Consider the following 16,745-nt stretch of genomic DNA (forward strand, 5'->3'; position numbering starts at 1 on the left):
AAGTTAATCGACGGCATCCATCAGTAGTTCCCTCAGAAAAGGAGCTCGGGACTACGGAGCGGTCGCCGCGTCGATGAGCTGGTGGCTCGATGGCCTGCACGTTCAGCAGGGCCGGTAAGTCTTTCCACCGGGTGCGTAGCACCGAGGACCGGTGTAAGGATCCGCGATCACAGGGGGAGCAGGAGGAACATACTGCTGCGCAGGCGGGACATAGGGCTCGGGTGCGGGCGCGAGGTTCCGGATACGCTCCTGCTCAGCGGCTGCTGCCGCTTCGGCGGCCAGCCGGTCGGCCTCGGCACGAGCATTGGCTTCCGCCTGGATCCGCTTAGACTCGATACGAGCGGCCTCCGCTGCTTCCGCCTGAATACGTTCGGCCTCGACCCGTGCTGCTTCTGCGGCCCTGGCGGCTTCTGCTTCAGCTGCTGCAACCTGCGCGGCGGCTTCGGCTTCCTTGAGTGCTGTGGCTTTGCTTGCAGCAGCGGCCAGTGACCGCTCGCCCTTGGCGATCTGGGCGTCGAGGTCGCTCACCATTGCTGCCGTGCGATCGGCTCCGACCGCGAGAACCCGGACGGTGTCCTTGCCCGCCTCGAGGGCTTCCCGTGCGGCCTTCGCTGTCGTCAGGGCGGCGAGGATTCCGGCAGCGGTTGCAGCGACAGCTGCCCCTGTCTCGCCGACAGGAGCCTCGGTCGCCGCGGCGAGGGTCTCCACGGCATCGGTCACCTCAGCCGGAAGGGTGCAGCCTTCCGCGACGTCCAGCAACCCGGCGCCCTGTGCTGTGGCCTCGTCGTAGGCCGCTTGCACCTCGTCGTAGTACTTCCTGTTCGGCTCGATGAGAACCGGGACGCCCAAGCCCACACGCGCGAGTTCCGCGTTGACCAGGGTCTGGTCCTCGATGAAGACGGCAGCCAACACGCGGTCGTACTTGTCCGTTCGCTCGATATCGAAATCCAGCGCAACCTTCGTTCCTGGCGGCGTCAGCGATTCGAGCTTCTGGGTGGCCTCCGGGCCGAGGCATTCGACGGGCTTGTCGGGGTGCTTCGTCTCGGGCGTGTCCACGTTCAGCAGGCGTACGGTCTGGTCCTCGCCGTCGAAATTGATGACAAGGGTGTCGCCGTCGACCACCCGCACGACAGTGCCCGGCTGGTAGTCGGATGCTGCCTCACCTGACGACGCGGGGTCGGTGCAGGCTGTCAGGGTCGAGGCGAGAACCGCCGCGGTCAGGAGGGTCGCCGGTGCGAGGCGGTGAAAACGAGCAGGATTCATCGGTCTTCTTCTACGGGTACGAATACGAGAGCTGGGCGGTGGTGGCTCGATGGACTCACCCGACACCGCAGGGATTGGAGTGTCAGCTGATGCGGACCATCAACCGGGCCGGCGTGGGCGCCTTCGGACAGGTCTCAGCGAAGCAGGTGACAGAGAAGTTCTAGCACAGGCCGATGCTCCTGATCCCGGATCGGGAAGGGAAGCGCGAATCGGCTCCAGTCCTGAGCGGAAACTGAGCCAATCCAAAGCCGAGGGACGATGAATGAGCAGCCAATGCTGACATGTTCATCATTTCGCAGAACCGCGGGTACGCTGCCCCAAGACATCGCATCAACGCTGGGGAGCATCTCATCAAATCGCCATTCCGTCCGCCTGCCCGCACGCCGTCGTCGACCTCGTCGTCCACGATCAAGCTGGAGATACGGACCTCCACCGCTATCCTCGCCGGACTTGCACTGATCCTCGTGGTCATCGGGCTCATCACCGGCGGTATCGGCGGAGCGCTCATGATGGCGGCGTCGTTCGCCTTCTTCACAGGCCTCTACACGCTCATCACCAACCGCCCGTCGTGGGCACGCCTCGCCGGGCGCAAGGCCGGAGCGATCACGGCGGGAGCCGCCGTCGTCGCGCTCCTCGTGGGTGGTGCCATCGCCCCCGCCTCCGACACGGTCCCGACAGCCGTCGCCGAACAGGTGACGGAGCAGGCTACGGAGGAGGCCGAGCAGGCAGACCCGACCGATGAGCCGAGCACGAGCCGGCCCTCCGCCACGCCGACGCCGTCACCCACGCCGACGCCGTCGCCGACTCCCAGCGCAACGTCGTCGGACGTTGCCCCGCTCGACCCGGACACCGTCCCCGATGCCACCGGTACGCCCCGGGCGCCGTCGGACCAACCGGCCTTCGACACCACGGCGCTCGCCGTCCTGGAGACGCTGCCGATCAAGGGACGTGCGCCGAACACCGGGTACGACCGCGAGGAGTTCGGGCAGGCCTGGCTCGACGTCGACCACAACGGCTGCGACACCCGCAACGACATGCTGAACAGGGACCTGACGGAGATCGTCCACGCGAACTCCGTGCCCTGCAAGGTGCAGTCGGGCATCCTGGACGATCCGTACACGGCGTCCACCATCGCGTTCCTACGCGGACAGGCGACGAGCACCAAGGTGCAGATCGATCACGTCGTCGCTCTTTCCGACGCCTGGCAGAAGGGCGCGCAGCAGCTCACCTTCGACCAGCGCCTCGCCTTCGCGAACGACCCGCTGAACCTGCAGTCCACGGACGGACCCACCAACCAGCAGAAGGGCGCGGGCGACGCCGCCACGTGGCTGCCGCCGAACAAGGGCTACCGCTGCGAGTACGTGGCACGGCAGGTGTCGGTCAAGGCGACGTACGCCCTGTGGGTGACGCAGGCCGAACACGACGCCATGGCGCGCATCCTGTCCGACTGCAACGGCATCCTCGCGCCGACCAACCAGATGGCGCCCTCCGTGGCACCGCCGGTGGCACCCGCCGAGACCGAGGCGCCCGCGCCAGTCGTGCCGGAACCCGTAGCCCCTCCCGTGGCTCCGGCTCCCGCTCCCGTTGTGCCGGCGCCGGCACCCGCCCCGGTGGCACCTGCGCCCGCACCCGTGGCGCCTGCACCGGTAGCTCCGGCGCCCGCGCCCTACTACCAGAACTGCGATGCCGTCCGTGCGGCCGGTGCGGCTCCGATCGCCGCCGGCTCACCCGGCTTCCAGCCGAAGTTCGACCGTGACGGCGACGGATGGGGCTGCGACAGCTAGCAACTCTCGCCGGAACGAATGACGGCGGGGCAGTCACCTCAGGTGGCTGCCCCGCCGTCGTTGTTCAGCGCCAAGCCCTCCCTGCCGCAAAGCTCCGCATCGGTGTCCGTCTCGTCCGACCAGCGGCGCCGCAGAACGAAGAGTTCGTCAACGATGTCCTGCGGCAGCGGCGTGTAGTCCTGGCTGAAGGAGAGCAGTTCCCTCAGGTTCTCCTCGCGGCTCGTCGAGCCCACGCGGAGAGCAACTGCGGGGTGTTGTGGGTGAGGCGAATGCGGGCGTGGTCGTACTGGCATGAGGTGTGGAGCCACAGCCCGGCGGGATGCCGGTGTGGCAGAGTGACGAGCATGCGCCACACGCCACACTTCGTCCTGTCCGACGTCGGCGAGGTCAAGCGACTCGTCCGCGAGAATCCGTGGGCGACGATCGTGTCCTCACCGGCAGGCGGACTCGTGGCGTCCCACTATCCGGTGATGCTCGAGGAGACGTCCGACGACAGCATCAGCATCATCAGTCATGTGGGGCGCCCCGACGAGCAGCTGCACGACCTCGGGAACCACGAGGTACTGGTGATCATCCAGGGCCCGCACGGCTACATCTCACCCGGCTGGTACCCCGAGGACCAGGTCATCCCGACGTGGAACCATGTCACAGCGCACCTGTACGGGAAGCCGGAGATCCTCTCCGACGAGGAGAACTTCCGAGTGCTCGGGAAGCTGGTCGACACCTTCGAGGCCGTCATGCCGGAGCCCAGCGCTCTGGCCCTGGACCCCGAGGGATCACGCCGCGTCGCACGGGGGACGGTAGGCATCCGCCTGCGCGTGACCCGCTTCGACGCGCGGCTCAAGCTCAGCCAGGACAAGGCTCCCGCCGTGGTGGAACGGATCGTGGACGAGCTCGAGCACGGCGAGCACTACGCGAACCCGGCCCTCGCCCGCGAGATGCGGCGTACGTGGCACGGATGAACAGCTCCGTGGGTGGCGTTCTTCTCCGCTCCGCGCGCCTGGTCGGGACGCCCGGTGAACCAGTGGACCTCCTCGTCGAGGACGGGATCGTCACTGCTGTGCGCGAGGGCCTGGAATCCGGTTCGGCCCGGACGGTGGATCTGGGCGGACGGTGGGTGTCACCGGGTCTCTGGGATTCGCACGTGCACATGGGCCAGTGGGCGCTCATGCGCCAGCGCCTCGACCTGTCCCCGGCGACATCGGCCGCCGGCGCCGCGGCACTGGTCGCCGGACGCCTGCGCTCGATGCCACCGGCGGCCGGACAGCCCCTGATCGGCTACGGCTTCCAGGACGGACTGTGGCCGGACGCCCCGACACAGGAACTGCTCGACGCCGTCGGGGCCGACGTGCCCGTCGTGCTCGTCAGCAAGGACCTGCACGCGGCCTGGCTCAACACCAGGGCCCTCGCCCTCCACGGGCACGCCGACCACCCCACGGGGCTGCTGCGCGAGCAGGCCGCCTTCGACGTCAACGCCCGCATCAGCTCGGTACCCGACGAGCACCTCGACGGCTGGGTGGGGGAGGCGGTCGACGCCGCAGCCGCCCGTGGCGTCGTCGGCATCGTGGACCTCGAGATGACCCTCTCCCTCGACCGGTGGGCTCACCGTGTAGCCGGTGGCATCCGGGGTATGCGGGTCCGGGCCGGCGTGTACCCGCACGATCTCGACACCGTCATCGCGAGGGGCCTGCGCACCGGGGACGTCATCGAGGGTACGGAGGGCCTGGTGACGATGGGCCCGTTCAAGGTCATCACCGATGGTTCGCTGAACACCCGCACCGCGTTCTGCCACGACCCGTACCCAGGACTTGAGAACACAGCCGAAGAGCGCGGGATCTCCACCGTGGGCGGGAGCGACCTCGTCGGCCTGCTGCGCCGCGCGTCGTCGGCAGGCCTCGTCCCGGCGGTCCACGCCATCGGGGACGCGGCGAACTCCCTCGCCCTCGACGCGTTCGAGGAGGTGGGCTGCGGCGGAAGCATCGAGCACGCCCAGCTCGTCGACGAGGCCGACTTCGGACGCTTCGCGCGCCTCGGCGTCACTGCCAGCGTCCAGCCGGAGCACGCGATGGACGATCGCGACGTCGCGGACCGGTACTGGCCGGGGCGCACGCACCGGGCCTTCGCCTTCGGGAGCCTGGTGGCAGCGGGCGCGGAGGTCAGGCTCGGCTCGGACGCGCCGGTCGCACAGCTCGACCCGTGGGTGTCGATGGCCGCTGCCGTGTCCCGAGCACGGGACGGGCGGTCACCGTGGCACCCCGAGCAGCGCGTGCTGTCGTCGGTGGCACTCGCCGCGTCCACCGACGGGCGCACGATGCTGCGGCCGGGGTCGGTAGCAGACCTCGTGGTCACCGAACTGGACCCGCTCCGCGCCGACGACCACCAGCTGCGGGACTTCGCCGTGTCGGCGACCATGCTCGGGGGCCGGTGGACGCACTCCACCCTCGACGGGGACACAACCGTCCAGGGGTAGCTGTCGGGGTCCGGCGGACGTCCCGGGTGCGGCAAGATGGAAGGCATGGACCGGGCCGCAGAGATCTCCGCTTTCCTGCGCTCGCGACGCGCACGGATCTCGCCGACCACGCTCGGAGCGCCGTTCGACGGCAGGGTGCGGCGCGTGCCCGGGCTCCGGCGCGAGGAAGTGGCCCGGCTCGCCGGCATGAGCCCCGACTACTACACGCGGATCGAGCAGGGCCGCGGTGGCGCGGTGTCGCTGGAGATCATCGACTCCATCGCCCTGGCCCTCCGCCTCGACACGGTGGAACGGAACCACCTGCTCAACCTCTGCGGCACTCCGCTGCCGCACCACACGCCCGGCCTGGAGCCCCAGCGCGTGCGCCCCGGGCTGTACGACCTGCTCGCCGTCATGGAATCGGTACCCGCGATCATCCTCGGACGCCGCACCGACGTGCTGGCCAGCAACCGCCTGGCGAGGGCCCTGATGACCGACTTCGAGGCGCTTCCGGCTCCGCACCGCAACTACGCCCGCTTCATCCTGCTCGATCCGAAGGCCCGTGAGCTCTACCGGGACTGGGAGCAGGTGGGTGAGCAGACCACCGCGATGCTGCACCTCGACGTCGGACGCTTCCCGGAGGACCGCCAGCTGGCCGAACTCATCGCCGATCTCCGGGCGGGTTGCCCTGAGTTCACCCGGTTCTGGGAGGACCAGAACGTCCACGAGAAGGACCAGGGCGAGATCCGCTTCAACCACCCGGTGGGCGGCGAGTTCGTGCTGCACTACCAGACCCTCCTGGTCCCGGGAGAAGCGGACCAGAGCGTCTGCACCTACTATGGGGCGCCGGGATCCAGCAGCGAAGCCGCGCTCGCGAGGCTCGCCGGGATGACGACGTCGTCCCCTGCCTCCGCCTGATCCTCCCGCCGCTGTGGCGCGGGCCACAGGTCAGGCTAGCCCTGCGCGAACTAGGTCCAGCGGGGTAGGTCTTGCGTGCTGGAACGCCCCGGGGGAGTGATGGACTGGAGTCCGGACCAACCCCCACAGGCAGGAGCACCACCCGTGACGAGAGCATCGGACACACCGTCGGTTGCAGCCAGTCTGAGCCTGATCCAGGACGAGCTCGCAGGAGCAGCCGGCGGCCTACAGGACGACCAGCTCGCAGCGCTCGTGGCCGAGATCCAGCAGGCCCGGAAGATCTTCGTCGCCGGTGGAGGCCGTAGCGGCCTCGCCCTGCGCATGCACGCCATGCGCCTCATGCACCTCGGACTTCCGGTGCACGTGGTGGGCGAGACGACGACGCCGGCCATCGGCTCCGGCGACCTCCTGATCGTCGCCTCCGGCTCCGGAACCACCGCCGGTGCCGTCGCTGCTGCAGAGACCGCGGTCTCCGTGGACGCCCGGGTGGCGGCCCTGACCACCGACGGCGAGTCGACGCTCGCCGGACTGGCCCACCGCGTGGTGGTCATCCCTGCCGCGCAGAAGACGGACCACGGAGGCACGGCCTCCCGCCAGTACTCCGGCAGCCTCTTCGAGCAGGCACTGCTCCTGGTGCTCGACGCCACGTTCCACACCCTCTGGAAGGCCGACGGCACCCCCGCCGAAGACCTCTGGCCCCGGCACGCCAACCTCGAATAGCGCGCCCCCCTGATCCCCCCCCAGCCAGCAAAGGACACATCATGAAACTGCAACTCGCCATGGACGTACTGACCGTCGAGGACGCCCTCGAGCTCTCCGGGAAGGTCGCCGAGTACGTCGACATCATCGAACTGGGCACCCCCCTGGTCAAGAACGCCGGACTCTCCGCCGTCACGGCCATCAAGGAAGCCCACCCGGACAAGATCGTCTTCGCGGATCTGAAGACCATGGACGCCGGCGAGCTCGAGGCCGACATCGCCTTCACGGCCGGCGCCGACCTCGTGACCGTGCTCGGCGTCGCCGATGACTCCACCATCGCCGGAGCCATCAAGGCCGGCAAGGCCCACGGCAAGGGCGTGGTCGTGGACCTCATCGGCGTCGACGACAAGGCAGCCCGCGCCAAGGAGGTCACCGACCTCGGTGCGGAGTTCGTCGAGTTCCACGCCGGACTCGACGAGCAGGCCCAGGACGGCTACGACCTGGACACCCTGCTGACCGCAGGCAAGGAAGCCGGCGTCGCATTCTCCGTCGCCGGAGGCGTGAAGCTCGCCACCCTCAAGGACGTCCAGGCCTCGGGTGCCGATGTCGCCGTCGTCGGCGGCGGTATCTACAGCGCCGATGATCCCGCACAGGCCGCGAAGGAACTGCGCGCAGCGATCAGCTGATCTGCCCGTAGCAGGAAGGAAAGGCCGGTCCTTCGGGGCCGGCCGTACCGTTTCCCCGGGCGCTGTGCGAAAGCACACCGGGGTTCCGCTGATCGGTGGAGAACAGCCAGTATCGCGTGGTGCTGCCGCTGGGACGATTGGATGGACAGCCGATTCCGCCACAGAATGGACCGCCATGGGCAACGACGCCGTACCCAACCCCGACCCGTCGACGTACGAGGGGAGGGACGCCGCCTTTCTGCAGGACTTCGCCACCCTCAGTACCTTCGGAGCCACACCCGGGGGAGGAGTGGAACGCCAGGCGGGCTCGCCGGCCGATGGCGAGCAGCGTGCCTGGCTCACGGACCTGCTGACGGCGCAGGGCTTCACCGTTCGTTTCGACCGGGCCGGCAACCAGTTCGGGCTCCTCGAGCTCGTTCCCGGCGCACCCTTCGTGCTCGTCGGCTCACACCTCGACTCGCAGCCGACCGCCGGCAGGTACGACGGCGCCTTCGGCGTCCTGGCCGCAGCTCACGCGGCATTCACGCTCGCGGAGGAGTGGCGCGCGGCCGGTGCGGCTCCGCGCTACAACCTCGCAGTGGTGAACTGGTTCAACGAGGAGGGCTCGCGGTTCAAGCCGTCCATGATGGGCAGTTCCGTCTTCACGGGGAAGCTCGCCCTCGAGGATGCGCTCGCCACGACGGATCCGGCAGGGGTCGCCGTGCGCGAAGCACTGGCAGCGACGGCGAGCTCCGGCACATTGGAGGGACCCGACCCGGCCTACTACGCCGAGATCCACATCGAGCAGGGCCGCGGGATGGAACGGGACGGCGTCACGATCGGCGCCGTCGCATCGAACTGGGCGGCGAACAAGTACGAGTTCGTCGTCCACGGCGAGCAGTCCCACACCGGATCGACGGTCATGGCGGACCGCCAGGACGCACTGCTGGGGGCTTCGCTGCTCGTCGTGGCCGCGCGGGACGTCGCCGACGCGTTCCCGGCGGGCGCCGTCCACACCTCGGTGGGCGAGCTGCACGTCTACCCGAACTCCCCGGTGGTCGTCGCGTCCCGCGTGAGCCTGCTGCTGGATCTCCGCTCCGCCGACGAGGAACTGCTCGCCGCCGCCGACCGGCAACTGCACGAGCAGCTCCGGGTGATCGAGGAGCGGGCCCGGGTGCGCATCGAGAAGACCGGGTCGCACTGCTGGCCGGTCACGCCCTACCAGCCGCAGGGCGTCGAGCTGGCGGAGAAGATCGCCGCGAACCGCGGCCTGAAGCACGCCCGCGTCCAGACGATCGCCGGACACGATTCCACCAACATGAAGGACGTGGTCCCGACCGTCATGCTGTTCGTCCCCTCCGTCGAGGGCATCTCGCACAACGAGCACGAGTACACCACCGACGAGGACATCGTGAACGGCCTGCACGTGCTCACCGACACCGTCCGCGCGCTGTGCCTCGGGGAGCTCGACGAACCGATACAGTGACTCCCAGAGAGAAGGAGCCCCGCCACCCGGCGGGGCTCCTTCTGTGTGATAAGGCTCAGGCCGTCTCGGCCACTCCGCACCAGCCGGCGATGAACAGGGCGATCGTCTTCGTGACGTTGCGGACCGACTCGACGGACACGCGTTCGTCGAAGCCGTGGATGGCCTCCGACGTCGGCCCGTAGACCAGCGCCGGGATGCCGGCATACAGCGAGAACACGCGGCCGTCGAGGTAGCCCGGCGTCGTGAAGCTCTGCAACGCGGTCCCAGTGACGTGCTGGTGGGCCGCCGCCAACGCCTGCTCGGCCGCCGACCCCTCCTCGAGGACGTAGCCCTCGGAGAAGAAGCCCGTACGCACGGCCGAGATCTCCGCGTCGCTGTCGATGCCTGCCAGGCAGTCCTCGATCTCACGGTAGGCATCCGCCGCCGAGGTACCCGGGTAGAGGGAGGCGCGGACGTCGAACTCGCACCAGGAGGGGACGCTCGAGGGCCAGTCACCACCGGCGATCGTGCCGATGTTGAAGTTGATCGGATGGTCGAGGTCCTCGAAGTACCGGTGCTCGCCCTTCTCGGCATTCCAGCGGTCCTGCACCGTGCGCAGCTCCTGCATGACCGGATAAGCGGCGTCGATCGCATTGAACCCCGACGCCATCTCGCGGACGTGCGTCGGCTGCCCGGACACCCGGACGCGGAACCAGATGACGCCCACGTTCGCGCGGACGAGCATGTCCTCCTCCGGCTCGGGAATGACGACGGCGTCGGCCGTGTAGCCGCGCTGCAGCGCCGCGAGCGACCCGTTGCCCGTGCATTCCTCCTCGACGACGGACTGCACGTGGATGCGTCCCTGGGGCGACAGGCCGGCGGCGCGCACGGCGTCGAACGCAAACAGGTTCGCGGCGAGCCCCGCCTTCATGTCGCCGACCCCGCGCCCGTACATCCAGCCGTCGAGGATCGGGGCATCCCAGGGGCTGCGGGACCAGGTCTCCACCGGGCCGGTGGGAACGACGTCGATGTGCCCGTTGAGGATCAGGGACCGCCCGGCTGCCGGCGCGGACGGCGTGTACGTCCCCACCACGTTGGTCAGGTCCTCGAAGTCGACCGTCGTCGGGCCGTACCCGACATGCCCGGACAGGGAGTCCTCCTCCAGCTGCCAGCGGTCCAGCTCGAACCCGCGCTCCTGGAGTGCGCTGACCATCAGGTCCTGGGCACTGGCCTCCTGCGCCCGCAGCGACGGGTGGCGGACGAGCTCGGCCGTGAACGCGAGCTGGCGGTCGAAGGCGGCATCGACGGCGTCGAGGATCCGGGTGCGCTGTCCGTCGTCGAGCCCGGACCCGGGCATGACATCACTGGACAATGGCTTTGTCCTTCACGCGGAGGCGCTCGCCGAAGAAGCCGCCGGCTGCGGTGATGAGCGAGACGGCCATGAGCAGCAGGGCCGCGGTCCAGGACCCGCCGCCGGTGGCGCCCTGCAGGGCGACGGCGATGAAGGGGAGGAACCCGCTCAGAGCGCCGGCGAGGTTGTAGCCCAGGGCGACACCGCTGTAGCGGAGGTGGGGCGGGAACAGCTCGGTGAGCAGGGCGCCGGTCACCGCGTAGGCGATGGACAGGAACGCGATGCCGAGCGTCACGGCGAGGATGATGGCCGCGGGGTTCCTCGTGTCGATGAGCCAGAACAGCGGGAACGCCGCTGCGGCGGTGACGAGGCCACCGAGAAGGGTCATGCGTCCCGGCCCGACGCGCTCGCTGAGGCGTCCCATGACGAGCACGACGCCGATCTGGAAGACGGCGGCGACCAGCGTCGCGTTGACCATGAGCCCACGCTCGAGGCCGAGCGTGACGGTGCCGTAGCTGATGACGAAGGTGGTCATGACGTAGAACCCGCCGACACCGAGGAACGCGGCGGCGACAGCGACGAGCAGGCGGCCCCACGCGTTGCGGAAGACCTCCAGAGCGGGGATCTTGGCGCGCTCCTCGAGCTTGACGAGTTCGCGGAAGATCGGGGACTCCTCGACCTTGAGCCGGATGTAGAGGGCGATCAGCAGCAGCGGGAAGGCGGCCAGGAACGGCAGGCGCCAGCCCCAGGAGTCGAAGGCCTCCGAGGGCAGCAGCAGGACGAGGGCGAAGGCGCCGGAGGACATCAGGGTGCCGACGGGAGAGCCGACCTGCACGAGTGCCGCGTACCGGCCGCGCTTCTCGATGGGTGCGTGCTCGACGGCGATCGTCATGGCTCCCCCCCACTCGCCGCCCACGGCCAGGCCCTGCATCAGGCGCAGGATGGCGAGCATGATCGGCGCTGCCAGCCCGATGCTGCCGAAGTCCGGCAGGACGCCGATGAGCCCGGTGGCACAGCCGATCATCACGATGGTGATGAGCAGGGCGGGTCGGCGCCCCACGCGATCGCCGATGAAGCCGAAGAGGACGGCACCGAGCGGGCGGGCCGCGAAACCGACGCCGAAGGTCGCGAAGGCGGCGAGGGTCGCTGCGGTGGGATCCAGCGTCGTGAAGAACAGGCGGTTGAACACGATCGCCGCGGCGGTGCCGAAAAGGAAGTAGTCGTACCATTCCAGGGCCGTGCCGACGAACGCGGCGCGCGCGATCTTGCCGGCGTCGGCCCCGCTCACTGTCGGGATCTCTGGTGGGGGTGCGGGTGTTGCCTCGGAGGGTTGCATGGTCATACTTCCTGGTCGGAGGGGATCGGGGTGGTGGCAGGGACGGGGACGACCGTCCGGGGGGTGAGGAATCCGTCACCGAAGACGCACTCGCCGCCCACGAGGGTGGCGAGGACGGTGATGGCGCCGATCCGGTCCGGGTCGACGCGGGCGGGGTGGTCCGAGAGGACGACGAGGTCGGCGAGCTTGCCCGCCTCGAGGGTGCCCCGGCGGTCCTCCTCGCCGGCGGCCCACGCCGCGTCCACGGTGTACGCGCGCAGGGCGGTCTCGGCGTCGACGCGCTCCCCGGGAGCGATGACAGCGCCCGACGACGTGGTCCGCTGCACCATGGACTGCATGCCGAGCAGGGGAGCGCCGGTCGCGACCGGGCGGTCGGAGCTGCCCGGGACACGCACGCCCCGCTCGAGGAAGGATCGATGGCGGTAGACCCACGGCTCGCGGTCGCGTCCGACGGCGGCGGCCATGGTGTCGCCGACCTCGTACAGGAAGCGCGGTTGCGGGACGGGCGTGATGCCGAGCTCCACGAACCGGTCGAGCTGGTCGGGGCGCACCATGCCCGCGTGTTCGATCCGGTGGCGTACGCCGGGCCGGGGTTGCTGCTGCTGGGCTGCCGCGAAGGCGTCGAGGGCGACGTCGACGGCGGAGTCCCCGATGGCGTGCGCGGCGACGGTCCAGCCCGAGCAGTGTGCCGAGACGATCCGGCGGGTCAGTTCCTCGATCGAGAGCTGGAAGTCGCCGGTACCGTGGGCGTGGTCGCAGAACGGTTCGGTCACGGCAGCGGTGCGCCCGATCAGGGACCCGTCCACGAAGATCTTCATCGGGCCGATCCGGACGGTGTCGTCCCCGAATCCCGTCGCGATGCCGAGGTCCAGGCCGAAGGTGATGCCGTCGTCGTCGTGCGCCGTGACCGGGTGGAGGGCGTCGCTGGCGACCATGAGCTGGACGCGCGTCCGCAGTCCGCCCTGCCGGCGGGCGAGCGCGTAGGCGGCGAGTTCGACGGGGCTGCGTCCGATCAGTCCGCCGCCGATGCCCGCTTCCACGACATGCGTCAGGCCCTCGGACGCGTACACCTCGCTGGCCCCTGCGACGGCGTCGGCCAGCTCCGCGACGGGATACGGCAGCACGAGTGCGGTGACGAGCTGCTGGGCCCGTTCCTCCAGCAGGCCCGTCGGGCCGTCGGCGTCGGTCACCACCTTCCCGCCTTCCGGCGTCGCGGCCGTGCCGTCGAGGACGCCGGCCAGCTCGAGGGCGAGGGAGTTCACCGAACACATGTGGCCGGAACGGTGCTTCAGCCAGACCGGGCGTCCCGGCGCTGCGGCGTCCAGCAGCGTGCGGTGCGGATGCGCGCCGAGGACGGTGTCGTCGTACCCGGACCCGACGAGCCACTGACCCTCGTGGAGGATCGCCGCGGCGTCCCGCACCGCTACGGACACCTCGTCGAGGGTGAGGCAGCCGCTGAGGTCGAGCTCCTGCAGTGACTGTCCGAACCACGCCATGTGGTTGTGGGAATCTCCAAAACCGGGGACGACGACGGCCTGGTCCGCGTCGATCGTCCGCCGGGCCGGGAGGCCGGAGACGTCGTCGTCGAACCCGACGATGAGCCCGTTGAGGATGCCCATCGACTGCGCCGTCGGGCGGGTATCACTGAGTGTGAAGAGCTGGGCGTTGATGATCTTGACGTCGAGCATTGTGTTCCCTCGAGTGAGTGGAGCTGTTCGATTCCTATCAGTGTGGTCTCCGTCACCGGCGCCCACAATGGAGGGATGGCACGGACTCCAGCCCTAGGATGGGCAAATGCCCAAGAACAGTGACTCCTCGGCAACCGGGCGGTCGGTCCTGTCCGACGTGGTGACCAGCTGCCTCGCGGACATCGACGGCATCGCCGAACGGTTCCTGGTCGACGTGCAGGACATCGAGGGCTACGCGGGCTCGCCCGTGCAGGACCAGGACCTGCGGGACACGGCCGTCGCCTCGATGGAGCTGCTGCTGAGGATGGTCGGCGGACTGCCGGTTCCGGAGCGCCTGGCGCTCATGTCGGACGCGCTCGGCCACCGCAGGGCGAGCCAGGGTGTACCCCTCGAGTCACTGCTGCGGGCCGTGCGGATGGACTTCCGCATCCTGTGGACCGAGATGCTCGGCAGGGTCCCGGCCGAGTCCCTGTCCGATTTCACGCACGATGCGGTGCGGGTGTGGGAAGCCGTCGAGTTCCATGTGACCCGTGTGCACGCCGGATACATGGACGAACTCGCATCGATGGCCCACGAGAAGGAACAGCAGCGGGCCTTCCTGCTGTCGAGGCTGCTGTCCTCGGACGGTCGGGACCCGCAACTGCTCGGGCAGGCCGCACGGGCGCTGGGCGTGTCTCCGCAGGGATCGTTCGTCGTCGCGGTCGGGGCGGAGAGCGCGCGCAGGGAGTTCAGGGCCGGCGTCGCCCGGGCGCAGGCGGAGGACTACCTGCACGAGCGCGACGGAGCGCTCATCCTCGTCCTCGAGGACCGGCGTCCGCCGTCGGGTCGGGCGACGGTCGCCGTGCCGGCCTGGCTGACCGGCCTCCGGTGCTTCGTCGCGCCCGTCGCCGGGTCCCTGGCGGAGGTCCCGACGATGGTCCGCGTGGCCCTCGAGGCCGTGGCGGTGCTGGACTTCACGGCGCCGGGCCACCAGTCGATCCGGCAGGCCTGGGGCCCGGTGGCTGCTGCACGGCTCGGCGGATTCGGCGCGGTGCTCGCCGACGAGGTCCTCGGGCCGCTGGCGCGCATCCCGGCGGCGGAGGGGGAACGCCTCGTCGAGACCCTCCTCGCCTACGTGAACTCCGGATCGGTCTCCCTGGCTGCGCAGCAGCTGTACTGCCACCGCAACACGGTGCTCAACCGGCTGGCACGGGTCCATCAGCTCACCGGGTACGACCCGGCGGTCCCTGCCGACGCGGCCACGCTGATCGCCGTCCTGAACTGCCGCGTCCAGGCGCAGGCAGGAATCGACGCTCCCCGCGCCTGATCCCGTCGTCGTACCCGGTCCGGTCGGCGATTGTGGACCCGGACCGGGAGCGACGGTGGTCAGGCGCTCTCCTCGCCCTTGTCGTCGACTTCCTCGACCCACGACGGCGGCTCGTCGCGTCCCTGCTCCTCGTCCTTCTCGGCGTCCGCCGCCGTCGCCTGCACGATGCCCTGCGCGTGGTGCGTGGGTGCGTAGACGGCGTAGAGACGCAGGGGTTCGTCCCCGGTGTTCTCGACGTCGTGCCACGTGCCGGCGGGCACCTGGATGCTCCAGCCGTCCGCGACGTCCTGCTGGTACGAGAGGTCGTCCTTCGAGGGCCCCATCGTGACGCGGCCCTTCCCGGCATCGACGCGCAGGAACTGGTCGGTGCCGTGGTGCACCTCGAGGCCGATCGCATTGCCCGGCTCGATCGACATGAGCGTCACCTGCAGGTGCTTGCCCGTCCAGGCGACGCGACGGTAATCGGTGTTCGCCGTCGTTGCACTCTCGATGTCGAAAGCGTTCGGGTTCGGTCCGTTGTCAGTGATGTCCATGATCGCATTCTGTACCATTTCGGCCCGGGGTCGCCAGATCGAGGACCACGTCGTCGAGCCGGCGAAGCGCGGTATGCAGTGGGAAGGGTGCTCGTGGACCGGTGCCCGGCCGGCCCGGCCTATCGGACCACGGGCTCGAAGGGCGACGACGGCGCGCCGGTCCAGCGGAACAGGTCCAGCACCGCGGTCTGCCGGGTGACACCGTCCTCGGTGATCCGGCCCTGGGTGGCGATGTAGAAGTAGCCGTTGCCGAGCGATTCGAGCCCGACGTCGGCCGTGAAGTTCCAGCCCCGGATTCCGGTGGGCTCGTGGGAGAGGCCCTGCTGGAGGAGGGGGAGGAGCAGGCCTTCCTCGCGGGTCGGCTGGCCCTCGATGATGCCTCGTACAGGTCGTGACGAGCCGTCGACGGCGAAGAGCGAGTAGTTGGGGAAGTGCTCCTTCACGCCCCTGTAGACGCCGAGGAGCCAGGTGTGGGTGAAGGCGTCGTAGTTCAGGTTCTGCACGCCGTAGGTGGTGTTGCCGGTGTGGACGAAGTACTTGCCGTCGGTGGTCGCCGGGCCGGAGGTGTGGGGGGCGGCCTGGGCGAGCGGCTGCTCGTACTTCTTCCACCGTGTGACGTCGTACTGCAGGAGCACCTGGTGGTCGTTGTCCGTGCGTCCGGTGTTCGAGTACACGCCGTAGGCGACCGTGAGCAGCTGCCTGCCGTTCTTGCGGCCGAACGCCGGGCCGAAGGAGACACCGTCGATCCCGCTGCTGCCGTAGCGGTGGTCCGGGGTGTCTGCGATGTCGCCGTCGAAGACGCCGTTGCCGTCCAGATCCGCGGTGAAGTCCTGCACCACCTCGTCGAGGTGGACGGCCGTGACGATGCCGTCCGTCTCGGCGTCCATGTCCATCCCGGTGATGCGGTCGACGTCGAAGATGGCGATGTAGAAGGACTCGGCCGCCTTGTACTCCAGCGATCCGTAGACGCGGCCGTCCTTCTCGTTGAAGTCGAGGTCCCCGAGGTGGCCGGTGAATCCCGTGACGGTGCCGAGGACGGTGCCGTCGAGGTCGGTCTTCACCAGCATCGAGGTGAAGGAGTAGTAGACGACCTCGTTCTCGGTGTCGACGGCGATCCCCTGGACGTGCCCGGCGGGCCAGGCACCGCCATCGACCGTGGCGGGGAAGTCCTCGACGGCTGGCTTCGCGGCGCCCGTGACCAGGACGGCGGACAGCAGGACGGAGATGGCGCGGACGATTGCTTTCACGGATGGCTCCTCGTCGGGCAGCAGTGGTGTCGGTTCCACGC

The 16,745-nt window shown here is 69.4% G+C and carries 15 protein-coding genes; 8 read left to right on the forward strand and 7 right to left on the reverse strand.

Features of this window, described 5'->3' with window-relative positions; translation table 11 throughout:
* Positions 1–102 precede the first annotated feature (102 nt).
* The gene (locus ACX80U_RS03900; RefSeq protein WP_459267494.1) at positions 103–1,263 is read right to left on the reverse strand and encodes a thermonuclease family protein; all 1,161 of its coding nucleotides are present in this window, start codon (positions 1,261–1,263) and stop codon (positions 103–105) included.
* A gap of 281 nt (positions 1,264–1,544) precedes the next feature.
* Between ACX80U_RS03900 and ACX80U_RS03905 the strand changes: the two genes are divergently transcribed.
* Entirely contained in the window at positions 1,545–3,047 is a 1,503-nt protein-coding gene (locus ACX80U_RS03905) for a GmrSD restriction endonuclease domain-containing protein (RefSeq protein WP_459267495.1), read from the forward strand.
* Between the two features lie 38 nt (positions 3,048–3,085).
* Here the strand turns inward: ACX80U_RS03905 and ACX80U_RS03910 are convergent, their stop codons facing one another.
* Positions 3,086–3,280, reverse strand: coding sequence for a hypothetical protein (locus ACX80U_RS03910; protein WP_459267496.1), 195 nt, complete (start codon positions 3,278–3,280; stop codon positions 3,086–3,088).
* A gap of 111 nt (positions 3,281–3,391) precedes the next feature.
* Between ACX80U_RS03910 and ACX80U_RS03915 the strand changes: the two genes are divergently transcribed.
* The 6 genes from ACX80U_RS03915 (at position 3,392) to ACX80U_RS03940 (ending at position 9,264) form a co-directional block, all read left to right on the forward strand.
* Complete coding sequence (locus ACX80U_RS03915) at positions 3,392–4,009, forward strand: FMN-binding negative transcriptional regulator (protein WP_459267497.1); 618 nt, start codon at positions 3,392–3,394, stop codon at positions 4,007–4,009.
* A complete protein-coding gene (locus ACX80U_RS03920) occupies positions 4,006–5,517 on the forward strand; it encodes an amidohydrolase (RefSeq protein ID WP_459267498.1) in 1,512 nt (503 codons plus the stop codon). Before ACX80U_RS03915 ends, ACX80U_RS03920 begins: the two co-directional genes overlap by 4 nt.
* Before the next feature lie 45 nt (positions 5,518–5,562).
* On the forward strand, positions 5,563–6,414 hold the full coding sequence (locus tag ACX80U_RS03925; protein WP_208739954.1) for a helix-turn-helix transcriptional regulator: 852 nt from the start codon (positions 5,563–5,565) through the stop codon (positions 6,412–6,414).
* A gap of 99 nt (positions 6,415–6,513) precedes the next feature.
* On the forward strand, positions 6,514–7,134 hold the full coding sequence (gene hxlB, locus ACX80U_RS03930) for a 6-phospho-3-hexuloisomerase (RefSeq protein ID WP_459267630.1): 621 nt from the start codon (positions 6,514–6,516) through the stop codon (positions 7,132–7,134).
* Between the two features lie 41 nt (positions 7,135–7,175).
* On the forward strand, positions 7,176–7,799 hold the full coding sequence (gene hxlA, locus ACX80U_RS03935; protein WP_133082616.1) for a 3-hexulose-6-phosphate synthase: 624 nt from the start codon (positions 7,176–7,178) through the stop codon (positions 7,797–7,799).
* A 175-nt stretch (positions 7,800–7,974) separates the two neighbouring features.
* On the forward strand, positions 7,975–9,264 hold the full coding sequence (locus tag ACX80U_RS03940) for a M20 family metallo-hydrolase (RefSeq protein ID WP_459267499.1): 1,290 nt from the start codon (positions 7,975–7,977) through the stop codon (positions 9,262–9,264).
* 55 nt (positions 9,265–9,319) lie between these two features.
* Here the strand turns inward: ACX80U_RS03940 and ACX80U_RS03945 are convergent, their stop codons facing one another.
* The 3 genes from ACX80U_RS03945 to ACX80U_RS03955 are packed head-to-tail and all read right to left on the reverse strand — an operon-like array spanning position 9,320 to position 13,618.
* The gene (locus ACX80U_RS03945; protein WP_459267631.1) at positions 9,320–10,600 is read right to left on the reverse strand and encodes an ArgE/DapE family deacylase; all 1,281 of its coding nucleotides are present in this window, start codon (positions 10,598–10,600) and stop codon (positions 9,320–9,322) included.
* A gap of 4 nt (positions 10,601–10,604) precedes the next feature.
* Entirely contained in the window at positions 10,605–11,930 is a 1,326-nt protein-coding gene (locus ACX80U_RS03950) for an MFS transporter (RefSeq protein ID WP_459267632.1), read from the reverse strand.
* Positions 11,931–11,932: 2 nt separating this feature from the next.
* Positions 11,933–13,618, reverse strand: coding sequence for an amidohydrolase (locus ACX80U_RS03955; protein WP_459267500.1), 1,686 nt, complete (start codon positions 13,616–13,618; stop codon positions 11,933–11,935).
* A gap of 106 nt (positions 13,619–13,724) precedes the next feature.
* Here ACX80U_RS03955 and ACX80U_RS03960 point away from each other — a divergent pair, with 106 nt between their 5' ends.
* Complete coding sequence (locus ACX80U_RS03960) at positions 13,725–14,924, forward strand: PucR family transcriptional regulator (protein WP_459267501.1); 1,200 nt, start codon at positions 13,725–13,727, stop codon at positions 14,922–14,924.
* 59 nt (positions 14,925–14,983) lie between these two features.
* On the opposite strand, the gene ACX80U_RS03965 is transcribed toward ACX80U_RS03960, so the two are convergent.
* Positions 14,984–15,457, reverse strand: coding sequence for a cupin domain-containing protein (locus tag ACX80U_RS03965; protein WP_459267502.1), 474 nt, complete (start codon positions 15,455–15,457; stop codon positions 14,984–14,986).
* A 119-nt stretch (positions 15,458–15,576) separates the two neighbouring features.
* Positions 15,577–16,704 (reverse strand): hypothetical protein, encoded by a 1,128-nt coding sequence (locus ACX80U_RS03970; protein WP_459267503.1) that lies wholly within the window; start codon positions 16,702–16,704, stop codon positions 15,577–15,579.
* Between the last annotated feature and the right edge of the window lie 41 nt (positions 16,705–16,745).

It is taken from the genome of Arthrobacter sp. TmT3-37, from assembly GCF_054510835.1.

What these genes read in the sequence shown, in the direction of transcription:
- ACX80U_RS03900 (WP_459267494.1), bottom strand. Translation starts at nt 1,263, where the DNA reads ATGAATCCTGCTCGTTTTCACCGCCTCGCACCGGCGACCCTCCTGACC.
- ACX80U_RS03905 (WP_459267495.1), top strand. Translation starts at nt 1,545, where the DNA reads ATGTTCATCATTTCGCAGAACCGCGGGTACGCTGCCCCAAGACATCGC.
- ACX80U_RS03915 (WP_459267497.1), top strand. Translation starts at nt 3,392, where the DNA reads ATGCGCCACACGCCACACTTCGTCCTGTCCGACGTCGGCGAGGTCAAG.
- ACX80U_RS03920 (WP_459267498.1), top strand. Translation starts at nt 4,006, where the DNA reads ATGAACAGCTCCGTGGGTGGCGTTCTTCTCCGCTCCGCGCGCCTGGTC.
- ACX80U_RS03925 (WP_208739954.1), top strand. Translation starts at nt 5,563, where the DNA reads ATGGACCGGGCCGCAGAGATCTCCGCTTTCCTGCGCTCGCGACGCGCA.
- hxlB (WP_459267630.1), top strand. Translation starts at nt 6,514, where the DNA reads ATGGACTGGAGTCCGGACCAACCCCCACAGGCAGGAGCACCACCCGTG.
- hxlA (WP_133082616.1), top strand. Translation starts at nt 7,176, where the DNA reads ATGAAACTGCAACTCGCCATGGACGTACTGACCGTCGAGGACGCCCTC.
- ACX80U_RS03940 (WP_459267499.1), top strand. Translation starts at nt 7,975, where the DNA reads ATGGGCAACGACGCCGTACCCAACCCCGACCCGTCGACGTACGAGGGG.
- ACX80U_RS03945 (WP_459267631.1), bottom strand. Translation starts at nt 10,600, where the DNA reads ATGCCCGGGTCCGGGCTCGACGACGGACAGCGCACCCGGATCCTCGAC.
- ACX80U_RS03950 (WP_459267632.1), bottom strand. Translation starts at nt 11,930, where the DNA reads ATGCAACCCTCCGAGGCAACACCCGCACCCCCACCAGAGATCCCGACA.
- ACX80U_RS03955 (WP_459267500.1), bottom strand. Translation starts at nt 13,618, where the DNA reads ATGCTCGACGTCAAGATCATCAACGCCCAGCTCTTCACACTCAGTGAT.
- ACX80U_RS03960 (WP_459267501.1), top strand. Translation starts at nt 13,725, where the DNA reads ATGCCCAAGAACAGTGACTCCTCGGCAACCGGGCGGTCGGTCCTGTCC.
- ACX80U_RS03965 (WP_459267502.1), bottom strand. Translation starts at nt 15,457, where the DNA reads ATGGACATCACTGACAACGGACCGAACCCGAACGCTTTCGACATCGAG.